This is a genomic window from Clostridium sp., from assembly GCF_022482905.1.
Lineage (GTDB): Bacteria > Bacillota > Clostridia > Clostridiales > Clostridiaceae > Clostridium_B.
Map to the genome: position 1 here is coordinate 475953 of NZ_JAKVOI010000001.1, position 22521 is coordinate 498473.

The 22521-nt window shown below is 32.3% G+C and carries 20 protein-coding genes, 1 CRISPR repeat array and 1 riboswitch; of the genes, 13 read left to right on the forward strand and 7 right to left on the reverse strand.

Going from position 1 to position 22521, the window contains the following annotated elements:
- Positions 1–15: 15 nt before the first annotated feature.
- The 4 genes from cas3 to cas2 are packed head-to-tail and all read left to right on the forward strand — an operon-like array spanning position 16 to position 4449.
- Complete coding sequence (cas3, locus tag LKE46_RS02625) at positions 16–2601, forward strand: CRISPR-associated helicase Cas3' (RefSeq protein WP_291718172.1); 2586 nt, start codon at positions 16–18, stop codon at positions 2599–2601.
- Between the two features lie 17 nt (positions 2602–2618).
- A complete protein-coding gene (cas4, locus tag LKE46_RS02630; RefSeq protein WP_291718174.1) occupies positions 2619–3113 on the forward strand; it encodes a CRISPR-associated protein Cas4 in 495 nt (164 codons plus the stop codon).
- 26 nt (positions 3114–3139) lie between these two features.
- Positions 3140–4144: a type I-B CRISPR-associated endonuclease Cas1b gene (gene cas1b / locus LKE46_RS02635; protein ID WP_291718177.1), complete on the forward strand. Its 1005-nt coding sequence runs from the start codon at positions 3140–3142 to the stop codon at positions 4142–4144.
- A gap of 20 nt (positions 4145–4164) precedes the next feature.
- Positions 4165–4449, forward strand: coding sequence for a CRISPR-associated endonuclease Cas2 (cas2, locus tag LKE46_RS02640; protein WP_291718179.1), 285 nt, complete (start codon positions 4165–4167; stop codon positions 4447–4449).
- Positions 4450–5157: 708 nt separating this feature from the next.
- Positions 5158–7683: a CRISPR direct-repeat array (repeat unit 30 nt; unit sequence GTTGAACCTTAACATGAGATGTATTTAAAT).
- A gap of 722 nt (positions 7684–8405) precedes the next feature.
- Here cas2 and LKE46_RS02645 read toward each other — a convergent pair.
- The 5 genes from LKE46_RS02645 to LKE46_RS02665 all read right to left on the reverse strand — a co-directional run bounded on the left by LKE46_RS02645 (position 8406) and on the right by LKE46_RS02665 (position 13005).
- The gene (locus tag LKE46_RS02645; protein ID WP_291718181.1) at positions 8406–8714 is read right to left on the reverse strand and encodes a hypothetical protein; all 309 of its coding nucleotides are present in this window, start codon (positions 8712–8714) and stop codon (positions 8406–8408) included.
- Between the two features lie 213 nt (positions 8715–8927).
- Positions 8928–10049 (reverse strand): DegT/DnrJ/EryC1/StrS family aminotransferase, encoded by a 1122-nt coding sequence (locus LKE46_RS02650; RefSeq protein WP_291718183.1) that lies wholly within the window; start codon positions 10047–10049, stop codon positions 8928–8930.
- A 21-nt stretch (positions 10050–10070) separates the two neighbouring features.
- On the reverse strand, positions 10071–11249 hold the full coding sequence (locus LKE46_RS02655; RefSeq protein WP_291718185.1) for a DegT/DnrJ/EryC1/StrS family aminotransferase: 1179 nt from the start codon (positions 11247–11249) through the stop codon (positions 10071–10073).
- 42 nt (positions 11250–11291) lie between these two features.
- Positions 11292–12491, reverse strand: coding sequence for a MerR family transcriptional regulator (locus LKE46_RS02660; RefSeq protein WP_291718188.1), 1200 nt, complete (start codon positions 12489–12491; stop codon positions 11292–11294).
- 178 nt (positions 12492–12669) lie between these two features.
- Positions 12670–13005 (reverse strand): cupin domain-containing protein, encoded by a 336-nt coding sequence (locus LKE46_RS02665; RefSeq protein ID WP_291718190.1) that lies wholly within the window; start codon positions 13003–13005, stop codon positions 12670–12672.
- Between the two features lie 523 nt (positions 13006–13528).
- Here LKE46_RS02665 and LKE46_RS02670 point away from each other — a divergent pair.
- The 5 genes from LKE46_RS02670 (at position 13529) to LKE46_RS02690 (ending at position 17796) form a co-directional block, all read left to right on the forward strand.
- A complete protein-coding gene (locus LKE46_RS02670) occupies positions 13529–13759 on the forward strand; it encodes a hypothetical protein (RefSeq protein ID WP_291718192.1) in 231 nt (76 codons plus the stop codon).
- Positions 13760–13931: 172 nt separating this feature from the next.
- Positions 13932–15008 carry a M24 family metallopeptidase gene (locus tag LKE46_RS02675; protein WP_291718194.1) on the forward strand — a complete coding sequence of 359 codons (1077 nt, stop codon included), beginning with the start codon at positions 13932–13934 and terminating at the stop codon, positions 15006–15008.
- A gap of 90 nt (positions 15009–15098) precedes the next feature.
- Positions 15099–15335 (forward strand): hypothetical protein, encoded by a 237-nt coding sequence (locus LKE46_RS02680; RefSeq protein ID WP_291718196.1) that lies wholly within the window; start codon positions 15099–15101, stop codon positions 15333–15335.
- Between the two features lie 38 nt (positions 15336–15373).
- Positions 15374–16015 (forward strand): YidC/Oxa1 family membrane protein insertase, encoded by a 642-nt coding sequence (locus LKE46_RS02685; RefSeq protein ID WP_291718198.1) that lies wholly within the window; start codon positions 15374–15376, stop codon positions 16013–16015.
- A gap of 122 nt (positions 16016–16137) precedes the next feature.
- The gene (locus LKE46_RS02690; protein ID WP_291718200.1) at positions 16138–17796 is read left to right on the forward strand and encodes a glutamine--tRNA ligase/YqeY domain fusion protein; all 1659 of its coding nucleotides are present in this window, start codon (positions 16138–16140) and stop codon (positions 17794–17796) included.
- Positions 17797–17840: 44 nt separating this feature from the next.
- Here the strand turns inward: LKE46_RS02690 and LKE46_RS02695 are convergent, their stop codons facing one another.
- Together LKE46_RS02695 and LKE46_RS02700 are read right to left on the reverse strand one after the other, a co-directional pair.
- A complete protein-coding gene (locus tag LKE46_RS02695) occupies positions 17841–18734 on the reverse strand; it encodes a DUF2156 domain-containing protein (RefSeq protein WP_291718202.1) in 894 nt (297 codons plus the stop codon).
- Positions 18735–18748: 14 nt separating this feature from the next.
- Positions 18749–19315, reverse strand: coding sequence for a GNAT family N-acetyltransferase (locus tag LKE46_RS02700; protein ID WP_291718204.1), 567 nt, complete (start codon positions 19313–19315; stop codon positions 18749–18751).
- A 153-nt stretch (positions 19316–19468) separates the two neighbouring features.
- Positions 19469–19577, forward strand: a riboswitch (TPP riboswitch).
- Positions 19578–19739: 162 nt separating this feature from the next.
- On the opposite strand from LKE46_RS02700, the gene thiS reads away from it, so the two are divergent.
- From thiS to LKE46_RS02720, 4 genes are read left to right on the forward strand one after another with little or no spacing between them, the layout of a single operon-like run.
- Positions 19740–19934 carry a sulfur carrier protein ThiS gene (thiS, locus tag LKE46_RS02705; RefSeq protein ID WP_291718206.1) on the forward strand — a complete coding sequence of 65 codons (195 nt, stop codon included), beginning with the start codon at positions 19740–19742 and terminating at the stop codon, positions 19932–19934.
- A 47-nt stretch (positions 19935–19981) separates the two neighbouring features.
- Positions 19982–20746, forward strand: a complete 765-nt coding sequence (locus tag LKE46_RS02710) for a thiazole synthase (RefSeq protein ID WP_291718208.1) — start codon at positions 19982–19984, stop codon at positions 20744–20746.
- A gap of 11 nt (positions 20747–20757) precedes the next feature.
- The gene (gene thiH / locus LKE46_RS02715; protein ID WP_291718210.1) at positions 20758–21867 is read left to right on the forward strand and encodes a 2-iminoacetate synthase ThiH; all 1110 of its coding nucleotides are present in this window, start codon (positions 20758–20760) and stop codon (positions 21865–21867) included.
- On the forward strand, positions 21868–22479 hold the full coding sequence (locus LKE46_RS02720) for a thiamine phosphate synthase (RefSeq protein ID WP_291718212.1): 612 nt from the start codon (positions 21868–21870) through the stop codon (positions 22477–22479). It abuts the gene before it with no gap.
- Positions 22480–22521 lie beyond the last annotated feature (42 nt).

Sequence of the window (22521 nt, forward strand, 5' to 3'; positions counted from 1 at the left end):
TGAGGAGGAATTATTGTGTATTTTGATAGGGTAAAGCTTTTTGATTTTCAATTAAATGTAAATAATATATCAAATATGTATGCACATAGAGATAGAAATAATAAAAAGAGAAGGGAAAAACTTATCGATCATATAGATTTAACGTATAAATATATGAGATTTATCTGTAATGAAAAGAAACTCGATAATGTATTTAAAAACTTTCAAGATAAACTTTTTGCTGATAGAAGTTCGGATATAATTTTAATGTGGAGAGACATGGTAGCAAATACAGTATATATGCATGATGCTGGGAAAATAAATCCAGCTTTTCAATATGATAAAATGTTAAATCAGTTTTATGAAGATAATTCAGAAGGGGGATCAGAACATTCCCTTCTTGGAGCGTATATTTATGTAAGCTATTTTAACAGCAGGATAAATAGTATGGGCTTTGAAGAAAAAGATAAATTCTATTTAAAATATTTTATGTATTTGAATGGATACATAATATCAAAACATCATGGGTATCTTGATGATATGAAATATTATAAATTCGAATTAGAAAACTTTAAGGAAACTTATGATAAAGAAGAATACTATCCTGATTTAAATATGAAAACTTTAGGAGAATCAGCTATTTATAATTCTTTGAGTAGTTCAAAAATTTATATGAATGAATGTGTTCAAAAGAATAACAAATTGAATTTTGTTATATACATCTACTCAAAATTACTATTTTCCATCATTACAGCAGCGGATTATTATGCCACTTCTGAGTTTATGAATGGTGAGAAGATCAATGATCTTGGAATAATAGATGATGGCTTAAAAAGGAAGTTTGGCGAGGATGTAGACAGTTATAGTACGTTTAAAAGTATAGAAGCTTATAGGAAAAATCCTGTAAAGGATGGAAAATATACAAGCATAAATCAGCTCAGATCTGAGATAACCCTTGAAAGCGAGAAAACTTATAGAGATAACCAGGGTAAAAATATATATTATCTTGAAGCACCTACTGGCGGAGGCAAGACTATAACTTCTGTAAATCTTGCTAAATTGATGCTGAAGTCAAATAAAAACATAAATAAATTATTTTATATTTTTCCCTTCAATACACTGGTGGAACAGACAGAAAATGAATTGATGAAGATATTCAATAATGACAGCATGATAAAGGAAAACTTGGCAGTAATAAACTCAATAACGCCTATAAAAATAAAGGATGTAGATGAAGACTGCAGTGAGATAATTGATTTAAATACCGGGAAAAAGGTTGACTATAATAAGTCTTTTATAAACAGAATCTTCATAAATTATCCTTTTGTCATAACTACCCACGTAAAGCTGTTTGATTCCTTTTTTGGTACAAGCAGGGAAGAGGTTTTTCCACTTGTGAACTTGTGCAATTCAGTAATAATTCTAGATGAGATACAGAGTTATAAAAATTCCATATGGAAGGAAATAATAAATTTTTTAAGTGTGTATTCAGAAATATTGAATATTAAAATTATAATAATGTCTGCTACGCTGCCGCGATTAAATAAACTTGTAGACAGTGATGTGGGCAATTTTGTGTATTTGATAAAAGACAGAGATCATTATTTTAAAAATCCATTTTTCAAGGACAGGGTAAAGTTTGAAATGATTGATCTGGGAGAGGATGAAGATGAGGAATTTGAAAACCTGTTGAAAGATATAGAGTATGAAAGTAAAAGCAATGACAAGATATTGCTTGAATTCATATTCAAAAAAAGGGCAGATAGATTTTTTGATTATATAAAGTCTAATAAAAAATTTCCTCAAAATTGTAAACATGAAGTTGTAATAATTACTTCTGATGATAATAAAGCAGACAGAAACAGGGTCATAAAAAAGGCAAAAGAAAAAAATAAGAAAATAATTATAATAGCTACCCAGATTATTGAAGCCGGAGTTGATATAGATATGGATATTGGGTATAAAAACATATCTATTTTAGATGCAGAAGAGCAGTTTATGGGAAGAATAAACAGGTCATGTCTGAATATTGGCAGGGTAAAATTCTTTAAAATTGATGATTGCAAAATTATATATAAAAGAGATGTGAGAAAAGAGGAAGAACTTACGCTGGCCAGTGAGGAGATCCAGGAGTTGTTGAAAGAGAAAGATTTTGAGAAGTATTATGAAAAAGTCATAGCTAAAATCGAGGAAGCTAAGAGGGAATTAAATGACAATGGATATGATGCTTTTATTAAAATATTGAATGATGTTGATTTTAAAGAGATAAAAAAGCATATGCAGTTGATAGATGATAATCAGGATAAATATACTATATTTTTGTCTAGAAAAATAAAAGATGAAAAAAATAATGTAATTGATGGAAATCAAATCTGGGAAGAGTACAAATCCCTTATAATGGATAATAAGATGGATTATGCCGAGAAGAAAGTTAAGTTGTCGCAAGTGAATTCCAGGTTGAATTATTTTATATATAGAGTTAAAGAAATGCCGCAGGTATACAGTGATATGCTTGGAGATATATATTACATTTCAGATGGTGAGAAGTATATAAAAGACGGCAGGTTCAATCAGGAGATATTTATTGGACAAACTCCTGATGAGGCAAATTTGTTTATGTGATTATGAGGTGATTCAATATGAAAATAAATGGTACGCTTATAAATTATTATTTTCACTGCAAAAGGCAGTGCTGGCTTCATGGCAGCAGGATCAACATGGAGGACAATAGCGAGGATGTTCACATAGGAAAGATAACCCATGAATTAAAATCCGAAGGAAAAAAGAATGCAGAAATATCCATAGACAACGTGAAGATAGATAAGATCACAAAAGATTATCTGGTGGAGATAAAGAAATCCGATGCGGATGTAGAGGCGGTGAAGTGGCAGGTGTTGTTCTATCTCAGCCTGTTGAAAGGTAAGGGAATTAATAGAGAGGGAAAAATTGAATTCCAGGAGAAAAACAAGCAGGATAAAAAGATAATATATGTAAGTCTTACAGAGGAAAATGAAATGAAGCTAAAAGAGCTGAGTTCAAATATGGAAAAATTGTTTGAGGAGGACATGCCTCCTAAAGTCAAAAAAGTAAAAGGATGCAGGAAGTGTGCCTATTATGAATACTGTTATATTTAGAATAGATTGTAGGAGGGTGAAATTTCATGGCCAGCGGTACTAAATATTTGATGAGCATGGGTGAACTCAAGAGAAAAGACAATTCTGTTTTATTTCATAATGAAAAAGGAAATTTTTATTTGCCTATAGAATCCACAAGAGAAATATACTGCATGAATGAAATCACGGTAAACAGCAAGTTCCTTGATTTTGCTGCAAAGGCAGGGATGGTAATTCATTTTTTTAATTATTATGGATATTACAGCGGAAGCTTTTATCCTAAAGAAAGTCTTGTAAGCGGTAAAGTTACAATAAAGCAGGTAGAAGCTTTTTTGAATAATAGAAATGATATAGCGAAAGTATTTGTACAAGGTATAGCAGACAATATATGTGAAGTACTTTATCATTACTACAGGCATGATAAAAAAGAAGTATATGATACTGTTGAGTGGATGAGAAAAAAGGTTCCCCAATATATGAAAAATGATAATCTGGGTATAAAGCAGATATTGAGAATTGAAGGTGAGATATGGCAGAAATTTTATGAGAACTTCAAGTACATTCTTCCTAAGGATTTTATACTTAATAAAAGGGTGAAAAGGCCACCGGACAACCCCATAAATGCACTTATATCCTTTGGAAATTCCATCTTATATTCAAAGACCGTATCTCAAATTTACAACACCCATTTGAATCAGACCATAAGCTATCTACACGAGCCCTCTGAGGGTAGATTTTCCTTAAGCCTTGATCTGTCTGAAGTTTTCAAACCGGCTATAGTTTACAGGACAATTTTTGAACTTGTAAATACGAAACAGATTCAGGTGAGCAAGCATTTCGATAAAAAGTACAATTACTGTCTTTTAAACGAAGAAGGAAAGAAGATATTTGTACAAGCTATTGAACAGAGATTTGAAAGTGTTTTTGATCATAAAAAACTCAAGAGAAAGATAAGTTACAAGACAGCTATAAAATTGGATGGATACAAGCTTATAAAATATTTGGTGGAAGGTGAGGATTTTAGACCTTTTAGTTTAAAGAATATGATGTAAGAATTGGGGGGCAGTGCTTTATGGCGAAAAATTTTAATTTCAATTACGCCTTTGTATTTTATGATGTAAATGAAAAAAGGGTGAACAAAGTGTTTAAGGTATGTAAGAAATATTTTCACCATCATCAAAATTCTGTTTTTAGGGGAGCTATAACTCCTTCGAAATTGATAAAATTGAAAAGTGAATTGAACAAGATCGTGGAGGGAACAGATTTTGTAACAATAATAAAACTTATAAATGACAGTTGTTTTGATGAAGAAACTTTGGGAGTAAATGTAAATAATACCGAAAATCTGATACTATGATTTTTCCAACCAAGTTGAATTTTAAAAGTGTTTCAATGTTTTGAGTTGAAATAGATTGAGACACTTTTTACTCTATTTAAAAAAATCAAAGTGTTTGGGGAATTCTTTATTTGTACTGATTTATTTTTTATAATAAAAAAATAAGAAATGGTTATTTTGTACAATTCAATTTTAATATATGATACACCTCGATTAGCTTAATATTTTAATTTTAAACTTATTAGTATAAATTTAATTTTTAAATAAAATATACCAAAAAGGTATTGATTATTTCTGCTCATATGCTATAATAATAATTAATAAATAGCAGCTATCGATTAGAACTTATATTTTATAGCAGCCCACAGGCTGCTCATTTTTTTGTAGTAAGGTTTAATAATCATGTAAAAAAAGAAAAGTTAAAATTGCTATCATTTTGATGTCTATTTTTTCAATAGAGATTTCTTTACTATTATATTAGCTGTATATTCTATTGACATGTTGTTTCCTATTTGAATGTACTTTTACAAGTACATCATATCATAAATTATTTTTCCAACCTACATTACTATTGAATATTCTATAATTAATTGATATAAGTAAGTTTGTAGACATTTTTATTGCAGAAATAAAAAAATATCGTAGCAGGTTGGAAAGTTTTTATGAAATGCCTTTATTTTCAATATGTGTAGGGTTATAATAAAAATAAAGAATGGCTTTTTTACTGTGGTTGAACCTTAACATGAGATGTATTTAAATCCTTTAATCAAATAATCATTATCCTTTACAGTATACGTTGAACCTTAACATGAGATGTATTTAAATAAATTGTAGTAGTTAAAGCAATCAGCAGGTTTAGTGTTGAACCTTAACATGAGATGTATTTAAATTGCTTTTCTGGCAATCCATACATAACATCTTTCCATAGTTGAACCTTAACATGAGATGTATTTAAATAGCTTTGCGTATAAGGGTTTCAGCCTATTCTCTCTGGTTGAACCTTAACATGAGATGTATTTAAATTAGTATATATATCACCTACCCATTACATATCTTTGGTTGAACCTTAACATGAGATGTATTTAAATCACAATACCATATTCGGATCTGGTACATATAAGGAAGTTGAACCTTAACATGAGATGTATTTAAATAATGCAGTACAAACAAGCATGAGCATAAGAGGCATAGTTGAACCTTAACATGAGATGTATTTAAATTGGCTCTTTTTGCTAGTGCCCAAGCCATTTTTAAAGTTGAACCTTAACATGAGATGTATTTAAATATAAGAAAGGTAGGTGCTTATCTTGAAAATATGTATAGTTGAACCTTAACATGAGATGTATTTAAATCCTATTTAATTATACTAAAAAAGAGCACATTTAAGTAGTTGAACCTTAACATGAGATGTATTTAAATGATTTATATATATCATCTTTGGTATGATCCTCGCCTGTTGAACCTTAACATGAGATGTATTTAAATAATAGATGATGGAAGGCTATATGATGAAACATCCGTTGAACCTTAACATGAGATGTATTTAAATTATACTTTAGTATTAAAGCTTGTATCTGTATCATCTGTTGAACCTTAACATGAGATGTATTTAAATCCTGCTGTCACCGCGATCGTTGGTGCATCTGGCACGTTGAACCTTAACATGAGATGTATTTAAATTTAATTTACCTCCTGTGGGCTTTTAGGATTGTTTTGGTTGAACCTTAACATGAGATGTATTTAAATGCATCTACATCGGTTATTGGTGGCGTAAAAAAGGGTTGAACCTTAACATGAGATGTATTTAAATTTAAATCGAATAATTTAATAGAAAGTAGTTATAAATGTTGAACCTTAACATGAGATGTATTTAAATCCTATTTAATTATACTAAAAAAGAGCACATTTAAGTAGTTGAACCTTAACATGAGATGTATTTAAATGATTTATATATATCATCTTTGGTATGATCCTCGCCTGTTGAACCTTAACATGAGATGTATTTAAATAGCGTGGATAAACTTTAGAAGGTCAGAGATAGCTAGTTGAACCTTAACATGAGATGTATTTAAATTTTTGCAGGTCACCAGGATGTAACTAGTGAAGTTAACGTTGAACCTTAACATGAGATGTATTTAAATATTTTTAGAAGTAAGGTCTCAAATAGTTCCTGGAAGGTTGAACCTTAACATGAGATGTATTTAAATTATAATTTACATAGTAAGCACGCATTTCAATATAGTTGAACCTTAACATGAGATGTATTTAAATATCCCGCAGTATCGGGGATAGTATTTATAGGTATTTGTTGAACCTTAACATGAGATGTATTTAAATCTGTTGTAATTTAAGTCATAAGTGCTGTCGTTTATGTTGAACCTTAACATGAGATGTATTTAAATACTCGAATCCCTTTTTATCTGCCATAACCGCCTGGGTTGAACCTTAACATGAGATGTATTTAAATAGGATTTCTTTGCTACATGGGGTCCAGTATTGATTGGTTGAACCTTAACATGAGATGTATTTAAATCTCTTAGATATAATTACGCTTGTACTAAACTTTGGGTTGAACCTTAACATGAGATGTATTTAAATACTGCTGAATCTAAAGGCAGGGGACGTAATAGAGGAGTTGAACCTTAACATGAGATGTATTTAAATTAACAAGCCCTAACAATATTAAATATATATTTTTAGGTTGAACCTTAACATGAGATGTATTTAAATTACCCACATCTTCGGTAGTCTTTCCGTATTTATCCGGTTGAACCTTAACATGAGATGTATTTAAATAATTTAAGCAAGGCATGATTTGCTACAGGGGTTCTGTTGAACCTTAACATGAGATGTATTTAAATCGATATGTATTTGGTAGGTGATTGAATGAAAACTGTGTTGAACCTTAACATGAGATGTATTTAAATAAATAGGCTATAGAATAATTTGCACTTTTATTTTCGTTGAACCTTAACATGAGATGTATTTAAATTAGTGGGACATGAAAATGCTACACTTGAATTTTAGTTGAACCTTAACATGAGATGTATTTAAATGTTCTGATAGCACTTTTGTAGCTAGTGGTAATCTTAGGTTGAACCTTAACATGAGATGTATTTAAATAGGGTTAAGTCAAACATTAAAAAATTATTTTAAAAAGTTGAACCTTAACATGAGATGTATTTAAATTTTTCAGACCTTAGCACAAACTTCTGGATCTGCTTTGTTGAACCTTAACATGAGATGTATTTAAACAGAGGGATAAGGGCATCTGATTCACCCTTGGGGAATGTTGAACCTTAACATATGAGATGTATTTAAACGGATCTATTTCATTCCCTATAAAATCATCCTTTTCAGTTGAACCTCAACATGAGATGTATTTAAATGTAGAATCAGTATGCTGTCGTAGAATAATAAAGCAAGTTTAGAATTTATAGCTTTTGGAAGAAATCATAAACGATTCAAGTCAGTACAAGATATCTTTATGATATGTATACAACCTATATCAGTATACAATTTTCATTTATTTTATTGATATTAAAATCTCTTTAATATATATTTTTTCTTTAATTCTAGATTTGGATGAAAATAGCTTGAATCTTTTTGAATATAACAAGTGGATTTCTGAACTATTTTAAGGTTTATATTGGAATGTTTTAATTTATTTGGAATTTGCGTAATTTCTTCTTTTAAGATTTTTATAGAAGAGTTCATTGATTAAAATTATGTATAAATGGTGTAGTACGGTCAAGTGCTGTTTTAAGACTACTATTCTTGTAGAGTTTACGAGTACAAAAATAACGTAAGGAAGGGTTTCTCATATAGAAAAAGATCACAAGTTCCCATATCCGTCAGTATAGTTTTGCCAACAGTTACAGTATCTTATTGAAATGGAAACCCAGGCTACGAAGATTCTGATATTGAGGCAATAAACCATAATATTTTTTATAAGTTTGTGATGGTTGCTATTTTCGTTAAGCTGTAACGCCTTTAAGTCCAAATCTTGGCTTCATGAAAAGTAATTTTGGCTTTTGATAAACATTTATATTGTCAGTGACCTTTAGAGTTTTTAATACAAATAGTTTGATACCATTATATTCATAGATATTATACAGTTCTTTATCTCTTACTTCTGTTTCAAAAACTACCTTAATTTTGATAATTTTAACGTTATTGTGAACATTTCCACAATCACAGTCTACTGATGTATTTTTAACAGATGTTACGAAACATAAATTTCTGCCTTTAACATAATTTAAGGCTTTATCTTGAATTTTCAACATGATTGGACTCCCCCACTTGTATAGATAATGCATTTTAAATTATCTACAAATTAAATAATTATTTTCTACATATTGATAATACATAATTAATGTGTAGATCTTATGAAGATACTAAAATATGCTGCCCATGGATAAATAATTCTACTTTTAACTGTTATACCACGGGAGCATATCAAAATTTTTACAGTATTTCATATTTTATTTTTTCTAAACTTACTTTTTATAGAATTTTTTTATAGTATCGCACACAAAATCTATTTCTTTTTCAGTTATTTCAGGATAGATTGGAAGAGCTATGACTTCTTTTGAAAGTTTCTCAGCTACCGGGAAATCCCCTTTTTTATATCCAAGATAACTGAAGCACTTTTGAAGGTGAAGTGGTATTGGATAGTAGATGCTGTTGCCTATTTCATTTTCTTTTAAATATGCTGCTAATTCGTCGCGATTTTCTGCAAGTATATTAAATACATAATAAACTCCATGCTGATTTCCCTTTATTTTAGGAAATTTTATGTGCTGGCAGTCGGAAAGCCTTTCTTCATATAATTTTGCAGCAACAGCTCTCTTTTCTATTGCATTGTTGATGTATTTAAGTTTGACTAAAAGTATTGCAGCTTGAATAGTATCCAATCTTGAATTATAGCCTATGTAATCATAGTGATATTTTTTGGAGGCTCCATGTACTCTGAACATTTTAGCATGTTTTCCAAGTTCATCATCATTTGTGACTATCATTCCTGCATCACCATAGGAGCCCAGAGTTTTTGTAGGGAAAAATGAAAATATACCCATGTCTCCTATAGTACCGGAATGCCTGAATTCTGTACTATTTCCCTTCCATCTCATGCCGAAGGCTTCGGCTGCATCTTCAAGTACTTTTAAATTGTGCGATCTGGCTATTCCCATTATCTTATCCATATTGCACATTTGGGAAAACAGGTGTATGGGAAGTATTCCAGCGGTTTTGTCTGTAATTTTTTCTTCTATCCTGTCCGGGTCCATGCTGAAGCTATCTTCATCTATGTCTACAAATACAGGTTTTGCATTGTGTTTTGCAAGACAGGAAGCTGATGCAAGAAATGTAAAAGGAGAGGTTATTACTTCTTTTCCATCCTTGAAGCCAAGTATATCTGAAGCTATTACCAGGGCATCTGTACCTGATGCCACACCTACTGCGTATTTTGCCCCGGTATATTTTTTAACGGCATCCTCAAGGCTTGATACCTCGTTTCCAAGTATAAAATTTCCGCTCTCAAGTACTTTTGATATGGCATTGTCAAATTCCAATTTTTTTTCATGATATTCTCTTTGAGGACTGTAAAAATTAACTTTCATATATTAATCCACCTTATAATATTATTTTTTGATTTTTTCTACAACATCTATTAGATTTTCTATAACATACTCTGCATCCCCTTTTGAAAGTGTAGAATACATTGGAAGAGTTATTTCATTTTTATATTGCTCGTAGGCATTTGGATAATCTTTTATTGAATACCCAAAATTTTTATATGCAGTAAACATTGGAAGTGGTGTAAAGTGTACATTGGTTGCGATATCTCTGTCCGCCATGGCTTTTATAACTTCATTTCTGTCTTTCTCTTTAAAGTTTCTGAGCCTGAGCGTATATAGATGATATGAGGTTACAGTGTCATTTTGCCTTTCGAAAGGAATTATTGCCCAATCTTTGTCTTTCAACGCATCTGTATATACGTCGAATATCACTTTGCGCCTTTTCAGCATATTTTCATAACGGGAAAGCTGAACAAGACCTATTGCCGCATTTATATCTGTCATGTTGCATTTATATCCAGGGTATATTATATCATATTTCCATGCACCTGCTTTCATCTTTGAAAGTGCATCTTTTGACTGTCCGTGAAGGGACATCAATTTAAGATCCTTTGTCAGATCCTTTTTGCCAAGCAGTTCGTTGTCATTGAAAGTTACTGCGCCGCCTTCTGCCGTAGTTAAATTTTTTACTGCATGAAAGGAAAATACATGGGCATCCAGTTGTGATCCCACTTTTTTGCCTTTGTAGCTTGCACCGAATGCATGGGCGGAATCGGCTACAAGTAGTATGTCTTCACGTCCCTTTGCTCTGAGCACTTCGTGAATTTTATCATAATCAACAGGTACTCCGGCAATATCTACAGAGTATATAGCCTTTGTATTTGGTTTTATGGCATCATATAATTTATCTATGTCTATAAGGAAAGTATCTTTTTTCACATCCACGAAAGTAGGTTTTATTCCTCTATGAATGGATACACTTGCAGTGGCCGTATAGGTGTATGGTGTTGTTATAACATCATCGCCTTCTTTTATGTCAAATACCTGAAGGAGGAGTTCCAACCCGGCAGTTGCATTTCCAACTGCTACTGCATGATTTGCTTTACAGTACTCTGCCAGTTGTTTTTCAAATTCCGCAGTTTTAGGACCGGTAGTTATCCATCCCGATTTTAATACCTCTATTGCGGCATTTATTTCATCCTGTGTTATATCAGGCGGAGAAAATGAAATTTTTCTATTCATAAAAATCATATCCTTTCAATATTTAAAAATTAATATAATAGATTACGGATTGGCACTGAAGAATCCAGTGTCCTTAGTTACATATATCCAGCCATTTTTTATTATTTCAGAATGCAGAAAATCTGTCAAACTTTTGAGTTCATTCCTCGAAAATGTACTTTTTTTATTTCCGGGTATTGAAAATATATAGTCCATAAGAGCTGATTCATCGGTTATTTTCAGACTGTCTGGATATTTTTTCAGATTTATATTTTTAAACCATTTTTCCATCTTTTTCAGGCCGTTTTCAAGTTGAAAATTCTCTGTAAGGGTCCAGCTGTTAAAAGTAAGTTTTCTGGAATTAAATAAATTGATTATATCACGCATTTCCTTCATATGATTTTTCCCAACAGTAGAGGCATATATTGTCCCATGAGGTTTAAGCACCCTGCGTATTTCAGAAAATGCAGAATCTATATTCGAAATATGATAAAGCATGTTGTTTGCAATCACAATATCAAAACTAGCATCATCAAATGGAATTTTCTGTGCATCAACTACTCCGAAGATAAATTTCCCCAAATTTTTTTCTAGGTTTGTTTTAGCATCTTTTATCATACCTTTGGAAAAGTCAGTGAGAACTATTTCCCAGCCTTCTGGTATTCTGTCTAGATTTTTCTGCCACAGTTCACCATCACCGCAGCCAAGTTCCAATATGCTGGAATTTTCTCCAATGTTGAGCTGGTCAAAGAACCAGTGCATCCATCCTTCTTTATTTGTACTGAATAATTCATGAATTCTTATCCTTGCCCTTAAGTTGGAAGCATTTTCATATTGACTCATCCATTGTTGATCCGTGTTTATTACATTTATTATATTTATAAATTTATCCCAGTTCAATGTAGTGTTCGTATTCAGCATGGATATGGCTTCATCTATGGATTTTATTACTGTTTCCATATGATTTATCTTTTCTTTCATTATAGATCTCTGTATTTCCAGAGATTTTTTAAAGTCACTGTCTTCCATATCGTAATTTATTACTTTCTGTATTTCTTTTAGGGAGAGTCCTATAAATTTCAATGTTAAAATTTTTTGCAGTTTTCCAAAATCCGATTTACTGTATAATCTATGCCCAGACTTATTATAACCACATGGTTTCAATAGATTTATCCTGTCATAGTATCTCAAAGTTCTAAGAGTAACATTAGCTTTTTTTGAGAATTCTCCCGTGGTAAATATTGGAGATTTATTATTAACCATTTTACACCTCCCAGAATATATTAGCACATTACGTAATGTAATGCACAATAGCCTATTTAAGATCTTACTATAGCAAGTTTTCTATAAATTCGCTCAAAATTTGTCGGAAAATATTTTTAAAATATATTTTGGATCAGATAATTTATAAAAGGCAGCATATGCTGCCCAATCAAATCATTTAGTGTTTTATAACTGTTAAAAGCATTTTAAATTTTTCACGGGCTTCAAGTCCATGAGGAATATCAGAAGGCATAATTATTGTTTCACCAGCTTTAACATTAAAAACATTATTACCTATGGTAATTTCAGCTGTACCATCTAATATTTGAACCATGGCATCTCCTGAAGTTACATGAGTGCTGATGCCTTCACCTTTATCTAGTGAGAACAAAGTAATATTTGCAGAAGATATTTGAGCGATAGTCCTACTTATGACCTGACCTTCTTGATAAGATATTAAGTTATTTAAATCAAGTACTTTGGAAAAATCTATATTTTTAAATAAGCTATTCATATTTTTACCTCCTTGGATTTCTTAATATATAGTATAACCTCTTTATTGGTAAAGATATGTAACATGTGTTACCGTCTAGTAGATATTACACAAAATACGGAATTTTAATTAAATGAATTTAGAGTACATTTAAATATTGACTTACGAAACAAATATATTTACTCTATACGGTAGATACCATAATACAGCTTATGATAAAATTTACCCACAAAATTATTGTTAAGGGACCTCTTAGATTATTTTAAGGGGTTTTTCCTTTATTCATCATCCCCCATATTATAATAAGTTTTTATTATTTTATATACAATATGTTTGAAAAAATAAATCAGAAATTAACCACAAAATAGCATATAGTTTATCATAAAAACAAAGATAAATGGTTAAAATATGCCATAAATGTTTTGTGTAAATATTTGCAGTTAGTATTTTTCGGTTATATTGGGGATCGACAAATTACCAGTATGTCGGTATTATATATTAAGAATAATAAATATAAATTTCATTGAAGGGAATGTGAATTAAAATGAAAATTTCGGGTGTGATTTTTAATGTGCTAGGTATAATAGGTGTTATCTTGAGCAGCTATATGTATGGAGAAGTAAAATTAATTTCAATGACAGCATCCTTTGGGGCTTTGATATGTGGTATAGGTTTCATTCTGTCTTATGTTAATTTTATTAAATTAAGCAAATTGGACAATATAGTAGCTCATGATGGGGCAGGCCGAAAATATAAAAAGTCAAAGGCAGTATAAAACATCAATTAACACCTAAATTTTAATTATAGAGATCTACTTCAAAACCCTGGTTGAATTACAGGGTTTTATTTTTATTTAATTTTGGAAGTTCAACATATATTGTGTTTGGAATGAAAGAAATCTATAATAAAATTGTTGTATTTAATTTACAAAGCAGGAGGAATATCAAATGAATTTAAAAAGACTTGATAAAGTAATACAGCTTATGAAATTCAATAATATACCGCAGCTCATTGTATCTGATCCGGCATCTATATTTTACCTTACCGGGAAATGGATACATCCAGGAGAAAGACTGCTGGTTCTTTATTTTAATATAAGCGGAGATAATAAATTGTTTATAAATAAGCTATTTCCGTTGACTGAGGACATTGGTGTAAAAAAAGTATGGCTTGAAGATACAGATGATGGCGTAGAGATAATATCAAAATATATAGATAACAGCCAGCCGATAGGGGTAGATAAAAACTGGCCTTCTAAATTTTTAATTAGACTTATGGAATTAAAAACAGGAAGTTCCTTTGTAAATGCTTCCGAAATATTGGACGGCATAAGAATGTGCAAGGATGAAATGGAAAGGGAGCTCATGAGAGAGGCTTCTAAATTGAATGACATTGCCATGGGAAAGCTTGTAAAACTTGTTTCAGAAAAATATACTGAGAAAAAAATGGGAAGGCTTCTGGAAGATATATATGAAGAGATAGGGGCAGATGGATTTTCCTTTGATCCAATTATCGCCTATGGAGTGAATGGAGCCGATCCACATCATGAAACTGATAACTCCACGTTAAAAGAAGGAGACAGCATAACTCTGGATATTGGCTGTGTAAAAAATTCTTATTGCTCTGATATGACAAGAACAGTATTTTACAAATATGTGCCTGATGACAGCAGAAAAATTTACAATATTGTTTTAGAGGCAAATAAGAGAGGAATTGATGCAGTTAAACCGGGAGAAAGATTTTGTGACATAGATTCAGCCGTCCGGGATTATATAGAAAGTAAGGGCTATGGAAAATACTTTACACATAGGACAGGGCATTCCATAGGGATTGAATGTCATGAGCTTGGTGATGTGTCTGCCGTAAATACTGAAAGGGTGGAGCCTGGGATGATATTCTCAATTGAACCCGGTATTTATATTCCAGACAAGGTTGGAGTAAGGATAGAGGATCTTGTTATGGTTACAGAGGATGGCTGCAAGGTATTGAACAGATACAGCAAGGATATTATAATTGCGGAATAAGTGTAGGGCATATTTTGTTGCATATGATAATTAAATATTGTAATATATATAATGTATATAATTATACCATATTTTAAGGGGTTATCTTTTATGGATGTTGATTTTATAAATATAGTTAATTTTATTGCAATTTTCATGTGTATGGCAATATTGATCATTAGTGCAGTTCATGTATATGAAAATTGCAGAAAAGTATTTATAAGAAATATTATAGGAAATATTCTCATTCAGGCACTTGTATATTTTAAAAGGTTGTCTGTAGATCAATATGTGTGCTATGAAAAATATGGGACATGGAGATTTTGCGTGGAGCCCGATTCAAAATAATGTTCTCAAATACAAATTTTAAATAAAGGAGTTAGCACATGAACATTATTTTGAATTCTTTTACTGTGTTGCTGCAATATATATTTGGAATTACGGGAGACTGGGGTGTTTCGATAGTAGTTCTGACGATGATTATAAAATTTATACTTTCACCACTGTCTTTTAATCAGAAACTCAGCCTGTTAAAACAGCAAAAAATGGGTCGGCAAATAGAAAAACTAAAGTCCGAATACAAGTACAACAAGGAAAAAATGAAAGAAGAGATTCAAAAATGTTATAAAGATGGGGCAAAAAATATCTTGGGATGTCTTATTACATTCATACAGCTTCCTGTAATATGGGTACTGTATAGTACTGTAATAAATATGCCGGTTACTTCAAGTTCAATGCTTGTTCCATGGATTGCTTCCATAAAAATGAGTGACAGTTACTATATTGTACCTTTACTGTATTCAGCCGTATCCACTTTTCCGTTCCTCATAAATTATGTAGATTATTTTAATATATACAAACAAGTCCAATCGAATAGAGCAAGCATTTTGATTTCTGTATTTGTTGGTATTATGATAACTATTAAAGCACCTATAGCCATAGGCCTGTATTTTATAACTTCTAATATCTTTTCTTTTATAGAGGATGTAATTTTTAGGGCGTATGTGAGAAACAAGAATCTTGTTTAGGAATTAAAAGGGCATTTTCTGCTTAAGATGCCCTTTATTTTACTCAATCAATAATCGATACCTTTTATAATTTGCCAAACTGGATATAATAATAAATAAGTTAATAAAAAAGGAATGATTCTATGGGCGATAATAAAGTTGCTTCAAATTTTATAAAAAACATAGTTCTAGATGATTTGAAATCCGGAAAATATAAGAATATAATCACGAGATTTCCACCGGAACCCAATGGATATTTACATATAGGGCATGCAAAGTCAATAGTGCTGAATTTTGGATTAGCTGATGAATTTAATGGAAGAACCAATCTCCGTTTTGATGATACAAATCCTATAAAGGAAGATACGGAATTTGTAGAATCCATAGAGAAGGATGTAAAATGGCTTGGATATGAATGGGATGAGCTTCATTTTGCATCAAATTATTTTGATGAGATGTACAGACGTGCTTTGATTCTTATAAAAAAGGGAATGGCCTATGTCTGTGATTTGACTGCAGATGAAATAAGAAAATACAGGGGGACGCTTACAGAGCCTGGGAAAGAAAGTCCTTATAGAAATAGGACTGTAGATGAAAATTTGGAACTGTTCGAGAAGATGAAAAATGGAGAATTCAAGGATGGAGAAAAAGTGCTCAGGGCAAAAATAGATATGACCTCTCCGAACATTAATTTGAGAGATCCTGTAATTTACCGTATAGCCCATGCTTCCCACCAGAATACAGGCAACAAGTGGTGCATATATCCAATGTATGATTTTGCACATCCGCTTGAAGATGCAATTGAAGGCATAACACATTCAATATGTACGCTTGAATTTGAAGATCACAGGCCTCTATATGACTGGATAGTGCGTGAATGTGAAATGGAAAATGTACCAAAGCAGATAGAGTTTGCAAGGCTCAATATGACAAATACTGTTATGAGCAAGAGAAAACTCAAAAAGCTTGTAGATGAAAATTTCGTAGATGGCTGGGATGATCCTCGTATGCCCACAATTGCCGGGCTTAGAAGAAGGGGATTTACGCCTGAATCAATACGAAATTTTTGCAAGGCTATAGGAGTGTCGAAGGCAGGCAGTGTAGTTGATTCACAAATGCTTGACTACTTTTTAAGGGATGATCTTGAAAAAAAGGCACCTAGGACTATGGCTGTTTTAAGACCTCTAAAGGTTGTAATAACGAATTATCCAGAAGGGAAGACTGAAGAGTTCGAAGTTGAAAATAATCCTGATGATCCTTCAGCAGGAACGAGGAAGGTTCCTTTTTCAAGAGAGCTGTATATTGAACAGGAAGATTATATGGAGAACCCTCCTAAAAAATACTACAGGCTGTTTCCAGGAAATGAAGTTAGATTGAAGGGAGCTTATTTCATAAAGTGTATTGATCCCGTCAAGGATAATGGAGGAAACATTATAGAGCTCCACTGTACTTATGATCCTGCATCAAGGGGAGGAAACAGTCCGGACGGAAGAAAAGTAAGAGGAACTATTCACTGGGTAAATCTCAATACTGCGATTCCGGCAGAGATAAGATTATATGAGCCACTGATACTGGATGGTGGAGAAGAGGATAGTGATTCTTTTCTGGATAATGTAAATCAAAACTCACTTGAAATATTGAATGGATTTCTGGAACCAAATATGAAATCAGCAAAACCTGGACAAAAATTTCAATTTTTCAGACATGGATATTTCAATGTTGACAGTAAATTTACCAAAAATGGTAAACTGGTATTTAATAGAATTGTTTCACTGAAGAGTTCTTTTAAGATAAAAAAGTAGGAAAAGATGTAGATAAACCTGAATTAAAGGTTATCTACATCTTTTTATACACGTATACAGTATTTTTTAGCCATTTTTATGGGATGGTAGGATTTTTTTGCCTTTATGAGACCCTCAAGCCCCAAATCCTGTTCCCTGTTTATATATTTTACATCCTGAAGATAATTTTCCACGAAGGTTTTGTTTACGAATGTGTAAATCCCATTTACATTTGTAATTCCTTTTTCTATGTGTATTATTCCCATATCTGGATTTACTTTTTCACCTATTGTAAAGGCGGATATTTCATTGTCTACATATACTGCCATGGCTTCAAGATTGAGTTGTTTCATGTTGGATGATATCTCCTTTATACCCTCCAGTTCATAATACAGGTATTTATTGTCACTATTTTTCATGTCGTACCATAATTTGGCAGCCTTCATACAATCTTCTTTGACCCCTGGTTCAAAAAAATCCTTTGTAGCATAGTTGTAGGTTTTTATGAATTTGTTGTAGTGATTTTTTTTTGAGTGCAACTTTTTGCCTGACAATGTTGTCAGCTTCTGGGTATCATATAAATAGTCGAAATTATCTACATCCTCTTTTACAATAATGTTATTTCCATATATATCTTTTAAATCTTCTAAAAAACTTTCCTCTGCATCTCCAAATAAATATGGCATGTTATTTGATGATGAATACTCCTTGAGCAGTTCCACAACATTTTTGAGATTTTCTTTTGTATAACCTATAGGCTGCATAAAGTAATAATTTCCATCGAACCCCATTTTTCTGAGTACAAGTACGTCATCTATTACAGTGTAGCTTATATCACATGCCTTCCTCCAGATAAGAAGAGTTGTAAAGGAATATTCGCAGGTAGTAAAATTATAATCGTGTAGATAATTGTCAAAAAAACTTTTATCCTCCATAGTTAGTGGATTGAATTCTAGCATAAATATTCTCCTTGTCATTTCAATTTGTTAATAGGTTGATTGGATTGCCATTCATTTCTAAGAAGGCCATACAGATACATATCATATCTTTTGTTATCCCTATGTATAAATTCCCTGTAAGTTCCCTCCCTTTTAAATCCCACCTTTTCATATAATTTTATAGCTGGTGTGTTGTAGGATAATACAGTTAATTGTATTCTGTGAAGATTAAGTTCCTCAAATCCAAATTCAATAGTGAGACTCAGGGCCTCTCTACCTATACCGACTCCACGATATGATTCATTCCCTATGCCTATGTATATGGTAGCAACTCCATTGTTCCACAATATATTTTCAAAGCCTGTAACTCCTATGAATTCGCCATTTGAAGTGTTTCTTACAGCAAATATAAATTTATCGGGAGATTTTTTTACATCTTCTATCATAGGCTTTAATTCATATAGTGACATTGGAAAAGATGATATCATATCATAGTTTCTTAAAAATGATACGTCATTGTACCATGCTTCCAATATTTTCAGATCGTCTTCTCTAAAAGCGGTCAGTATGATTTTTGATCCTTTTAGTAAATTTTTTATCATAATATGCGCCACCCTGTGAAAACTAAAATTAATAAATAATAACTTTTATATAGATTATAACTTATGTATATGTAATAATTCAAATTAAATTGAAGAATTTTAACATTGATTTAAATTTTTGCTATGCTATAATATATATGTATCAACAATTTAATAGAACATATGGAGAGGTCATATTGATGATCTGAGAGTGGAATGTTATTCCTTATCCTCATAACCTGATTTGGGCAATGCCAACGTAGGGAGATAATATTTGCAAAATATATGGCAAGGTTGTTTTAAACACAAATTCTCCTGGAATTTGTGTTTTTATCTTTTAAAGTATATTTAAATCAGATTATGAGGAAACATTTTTTATATGTTTCCTTTTTGCTGTATTTTGTATCAAACTAAATCTATATAATTGAGAAAGGGGGAGTAAACTTTGATAGTAAATGGAGAAAAAATGGAATTCCAGGATGGAATAACAATTTCAGAGCTTTTGGAAGCCTTAAGTATTGATTCCAATAATGTAGCTGTGGAGGTGGATATGGAAATTGCAGAAAGAGGTCGGTTCGGGAATATAAAGTTGAACAGCAATTCAAATGTAGAGATAATACGCTTTGTAGCTGGAGGCTAATATATAGCTGAATATAATTATTTTAAAATAATTTATGGAGGTATTTTATGGATAAGTTGATTATTGGAGGAAAAGAACTCAGCAGCAGATTGTTTTTAGGAACAGGTAAATATTCTTCGGACGAGTTATTGCCGGATGTACTGAAAAGTGCAGAGACTAATGTGGTGACTACAGCACTTAGAAGAGTAGATATGCATTCCAACAGAGGAAACATTGTAGATTTTATAGGCAAGGAGTATATATTGCTTCCCAATACATCAGGGGCAAGGACAGCAGATGAAGTGGTGAGACTGGCCAAGCTTGGAAGAGCTGCAGGATGTGGAAACTGGATAAAGATAGAGGCAGTATCTGATAATAAATATCTTCTGCCGGACAATATTGAAACTATAAAAGCAACAGAGGAACTTGTCAAAGATGGATTTGTCGTACTCCCATATATAAATCCCGATCTTTCAGATGCAAAGAGACTTGTAAATGTGGGTGCAGCAGCAGTTATGCCTCTTGGCTCACCAATAGGATCAAACCGTGGAATAAGGACTAAAGAAATGATTAGAATACTTATAGATGAAATAGATATTCCTGTAATAGTAGATGCAGGCATAGGCAAACCTTCCGATGCAACTTTGGTTATGGAAATGGGAGCAGATGCCGTACTTGTAAATACAGCGATAGCTACATCAGAAAATCCCGTACTTATGGCAGAGGCCTTTAAATATGCAGTAAAAGCCGGAAGACAGGCATATATTGCAAAGTTAGGTGCTCAAAGAGACAGAGCTGAAGCTTCTTCTCCACTCACGGGATTTTTGAGATAGGGGGGAACATATTGGGAATTTATGAAGAAATAAAAAAATATGAGGATTTTGATTTTGACGGATTTTTTGAGAATGTTACTGACTCAAAAGTAGAAAATATACTTTTGAAAGATAGAATTTCACGGGAAGATTTTTTGGCACTTTTATCTCCAGCGGCAGAAAGGTATCTTGAACCCATGGCCAGAAAAGCTAGAGAGATAAGTATAAGGAATTTTGGAAAGAGTATAGTTTTGTATACACCTATGTATATTGCAAATTATTGTACAAATAAATGCATTTACTGCGGATACAATGTAGAGAACAAAATTGTACGAAAAAAGATGACCTATGAGGAAATTGAAAGAGAGGCCAAAGCAATATCACAAACGGGCCTGAAACATATAATACTGCTTACAGGTGAATCAAGGTATCATTGCCCTATGGAATACCTGAAAGAAGCTGTAAAAATACTCAAGAAATATTTTGCTTCCATATGTCTTGAAATATATCCTCTTGAGGAGGATGAGTACAGGGAGCTTGTAGAACTTGGTGCTGACAGTTTGACGGTATACCAGGAAACCTATAATGAAGATGTATATAAGACAGTGCATCTTGCAGGGAAGAAGAGAGACTATAGATATAGACTGGAGGCACTTGACAGGGGATGCAGGGCAGGAATACATTCTGTAGGAATGAGTGCACTTCTGGGACTTTACAAGTGGAGAAATGAAGTATTTCTGACAGGTGTTCATGCCGAGTATATTTCAAAGAATTATCCCTCCGTTGAAATAAGTATGTCTGTTCCAAGAATAAGACCTCATGCCGGAAGCCCAATCAAGATATATGAAGTAACTGACAAAAATTTAGTACAGGCTGCTATGGCATATAAGATATTTCTGCAGAGAGCGGGTATCAATATTACTACAAGAGAGGGAGCGGAAATGAGAAACAACCTTATTCCACTTGGAGTTACGAAAATGTCTGCAGGTGTCACTACCGAAGTTGGAGGACATTCATTGGATGATGAAGATAAAGGAGAAGGCCAGTTTATAATATCCGATAGCAGATCAGTTGATGAAATAAAGGATGAGATAGAGAAGCAGGGATACAATGCAGTATTCAAGGACTGGCAGTATTGTTAAATGAAAAATGAGGATATTTTTAAATTGAAGGGAAGCAAAAGGATAATTTCAATTACAAACAGACATCTTGTACCGGAAGGATGTCTATATAGTACGCTGGAAAAATGTGCCCGGCTTGGTACGGATGCCATAATGCTCAGGGAAAAAGACTTATGTTATGAAGAAATCATTGCAATGGGTAAAAGTATTAAAGATATATGCGATAGATACAATAAAAGATTCATAATAAATGGAAGTGCAAGAGCAGCTTTGAATCTCAGGGCTTTTGCATTCCATACAGGATTTCAGATATTTAAATCCATGGAGGAAAATAGCAGGGAGATAGATACTCTGAAAAATAAAAATATAAAGATAGGAGTCTCAATCCACAGTGTCCGGGAAGCTGTAGAAGTTGAAAAGTCAGGGGCAGATTATATAATAGCCGGTAATATATTTGAAACCGGCTGTAAACCAGGCTTGGAAGGAAAAGGACTGGATTTTTTAAAAAAAGTAATTGAAGGTGTAGATATACCTGTAATTGCAATAGGAGGTATAGGGCCTTCCAATATTGAAGAAGTTCTTAATACTGGAGCTTATGGTGTTGCAATAATGTCATGTGCCATGCTGCTCTGATGTCTGTTGTAAAAATATACGAGGCTGTTAATGGCCTCGTAT

Bases quoted from the DNA above. Each gene is read 5' to 3' on its own strand.
- LKE46_RS02720 (WP_291718212.1), top strand. From the start codon at position 21,868: ATGAAAAATGAGGATATTTTTAAATTGAAGGGAAGCAAAAGGATAATT.
- LKE46_RS02655 (WP_291718185.1), bottom strand. From the start codon at position 11,249: ATGAATAGAAAAATTTCATTTTCTCCGCCTGATATAACACAGGATGAA.
- cas4 (WP_291718174.1), top strand. From the start codon at position 2,619: ATGAAAATAAATGGTACGCTTATAAATTATTATTTTCACTGCAAAAGG.
- LKE46_RS02685 (WP_291718198.1), top strand. From the start codon at position 15,374: ATGAACATTATTTTGAATTCTTTTACTGTGTTGCTGCAATATATATTT.
- LKE46_RS02695 (WP_291718202.1), bottom strand. From the start codon at position 18,734: ATGCTAGAATTCAATCCACTAACTATGGAGGATAAAAGTTTTTTTGAC.
- LKE46_RS02645 (WP_291718181.1), bottom strand. From the start codon at position 8,714: ATGTTGAAAATTCAAGATAAAGCCTTAAATTATGTTAAAGGCAGAAAT.
- LKE46_RS02710 (WP_291718208.1), top strand. From the start codon at position 19,982: ATGGATAAGTTGATTATTGGAGGAAAAGAACTCAGCAGCAGATTGTTT.
- LKE46_RS02665 (WP_291718190.1), bottom strand. From the start codon at position 13,005: ATGAATAGCTTATTTAAAAATATAGATTTTTCCAAAGTACTTGATTTA.
- LKE46_RS02675 (WP_291718194.1), top strand. From the start codon at position 13,932: ATGAATTTAAAAAGACTTGATAAAGTAATACAGCTTATGAAATTCAAT.
- LKE46_RS02680 (WP_291718196.1), top strand. From the start codon at position 15,099: ATGGATGTTGATTTTATAAATATAGTTAATTTTATTGCAATTTTCATG.
- LKE46_RS02670 (WP_291718192.1), top strand. From the start codon at position 13,529: ATGAAAATTTCGGGTGTGATTTTTAATGTGCTAGGTATAATAGGTGTT.
- LKE46_RS02660 (WP_291718188.1), bottom strand. From the start codon at position 12,491: ATGGTTAATAATAAATCTCCAATATTTACCACGGGAGAATTCTCAAAA.
- cas1b (WP_291718177.1), top strand. From the start codon at position 3,140: ATGGCCAGCGGTACTAAATATTTGATGAGCATGGGTGAACTCAAGAGA.
- LKE46_RS02700 (WP_291718204.1), bottom strand. From the start codon at position 19,315: ATGATAAAAAATTTACTAAAAGGATCAAAAATCATACTGACCGCTTTT.
- LKE46_RS02690 (WP_291718200.1), top strand. From the start codon at position 16,138: ATGGGCGATAATAAAGTTGCTTCAAATTTTATAAAAAACATAGTTCTA.
- LKE46_RS02650 (WP_291718183.1), bottom strand. From the start codon at position 10,049: ATGAAAGTTAATTTTTACAGTCCTCAAAGAGAATATCATGAAAAAAAA.
- cas2 (WP_291718179.1), top strand. From the start codon at position 4,165: ATGGCGAAAAATTTTAATTTCAATTACGCCTTTGTATTTTATGATGTA.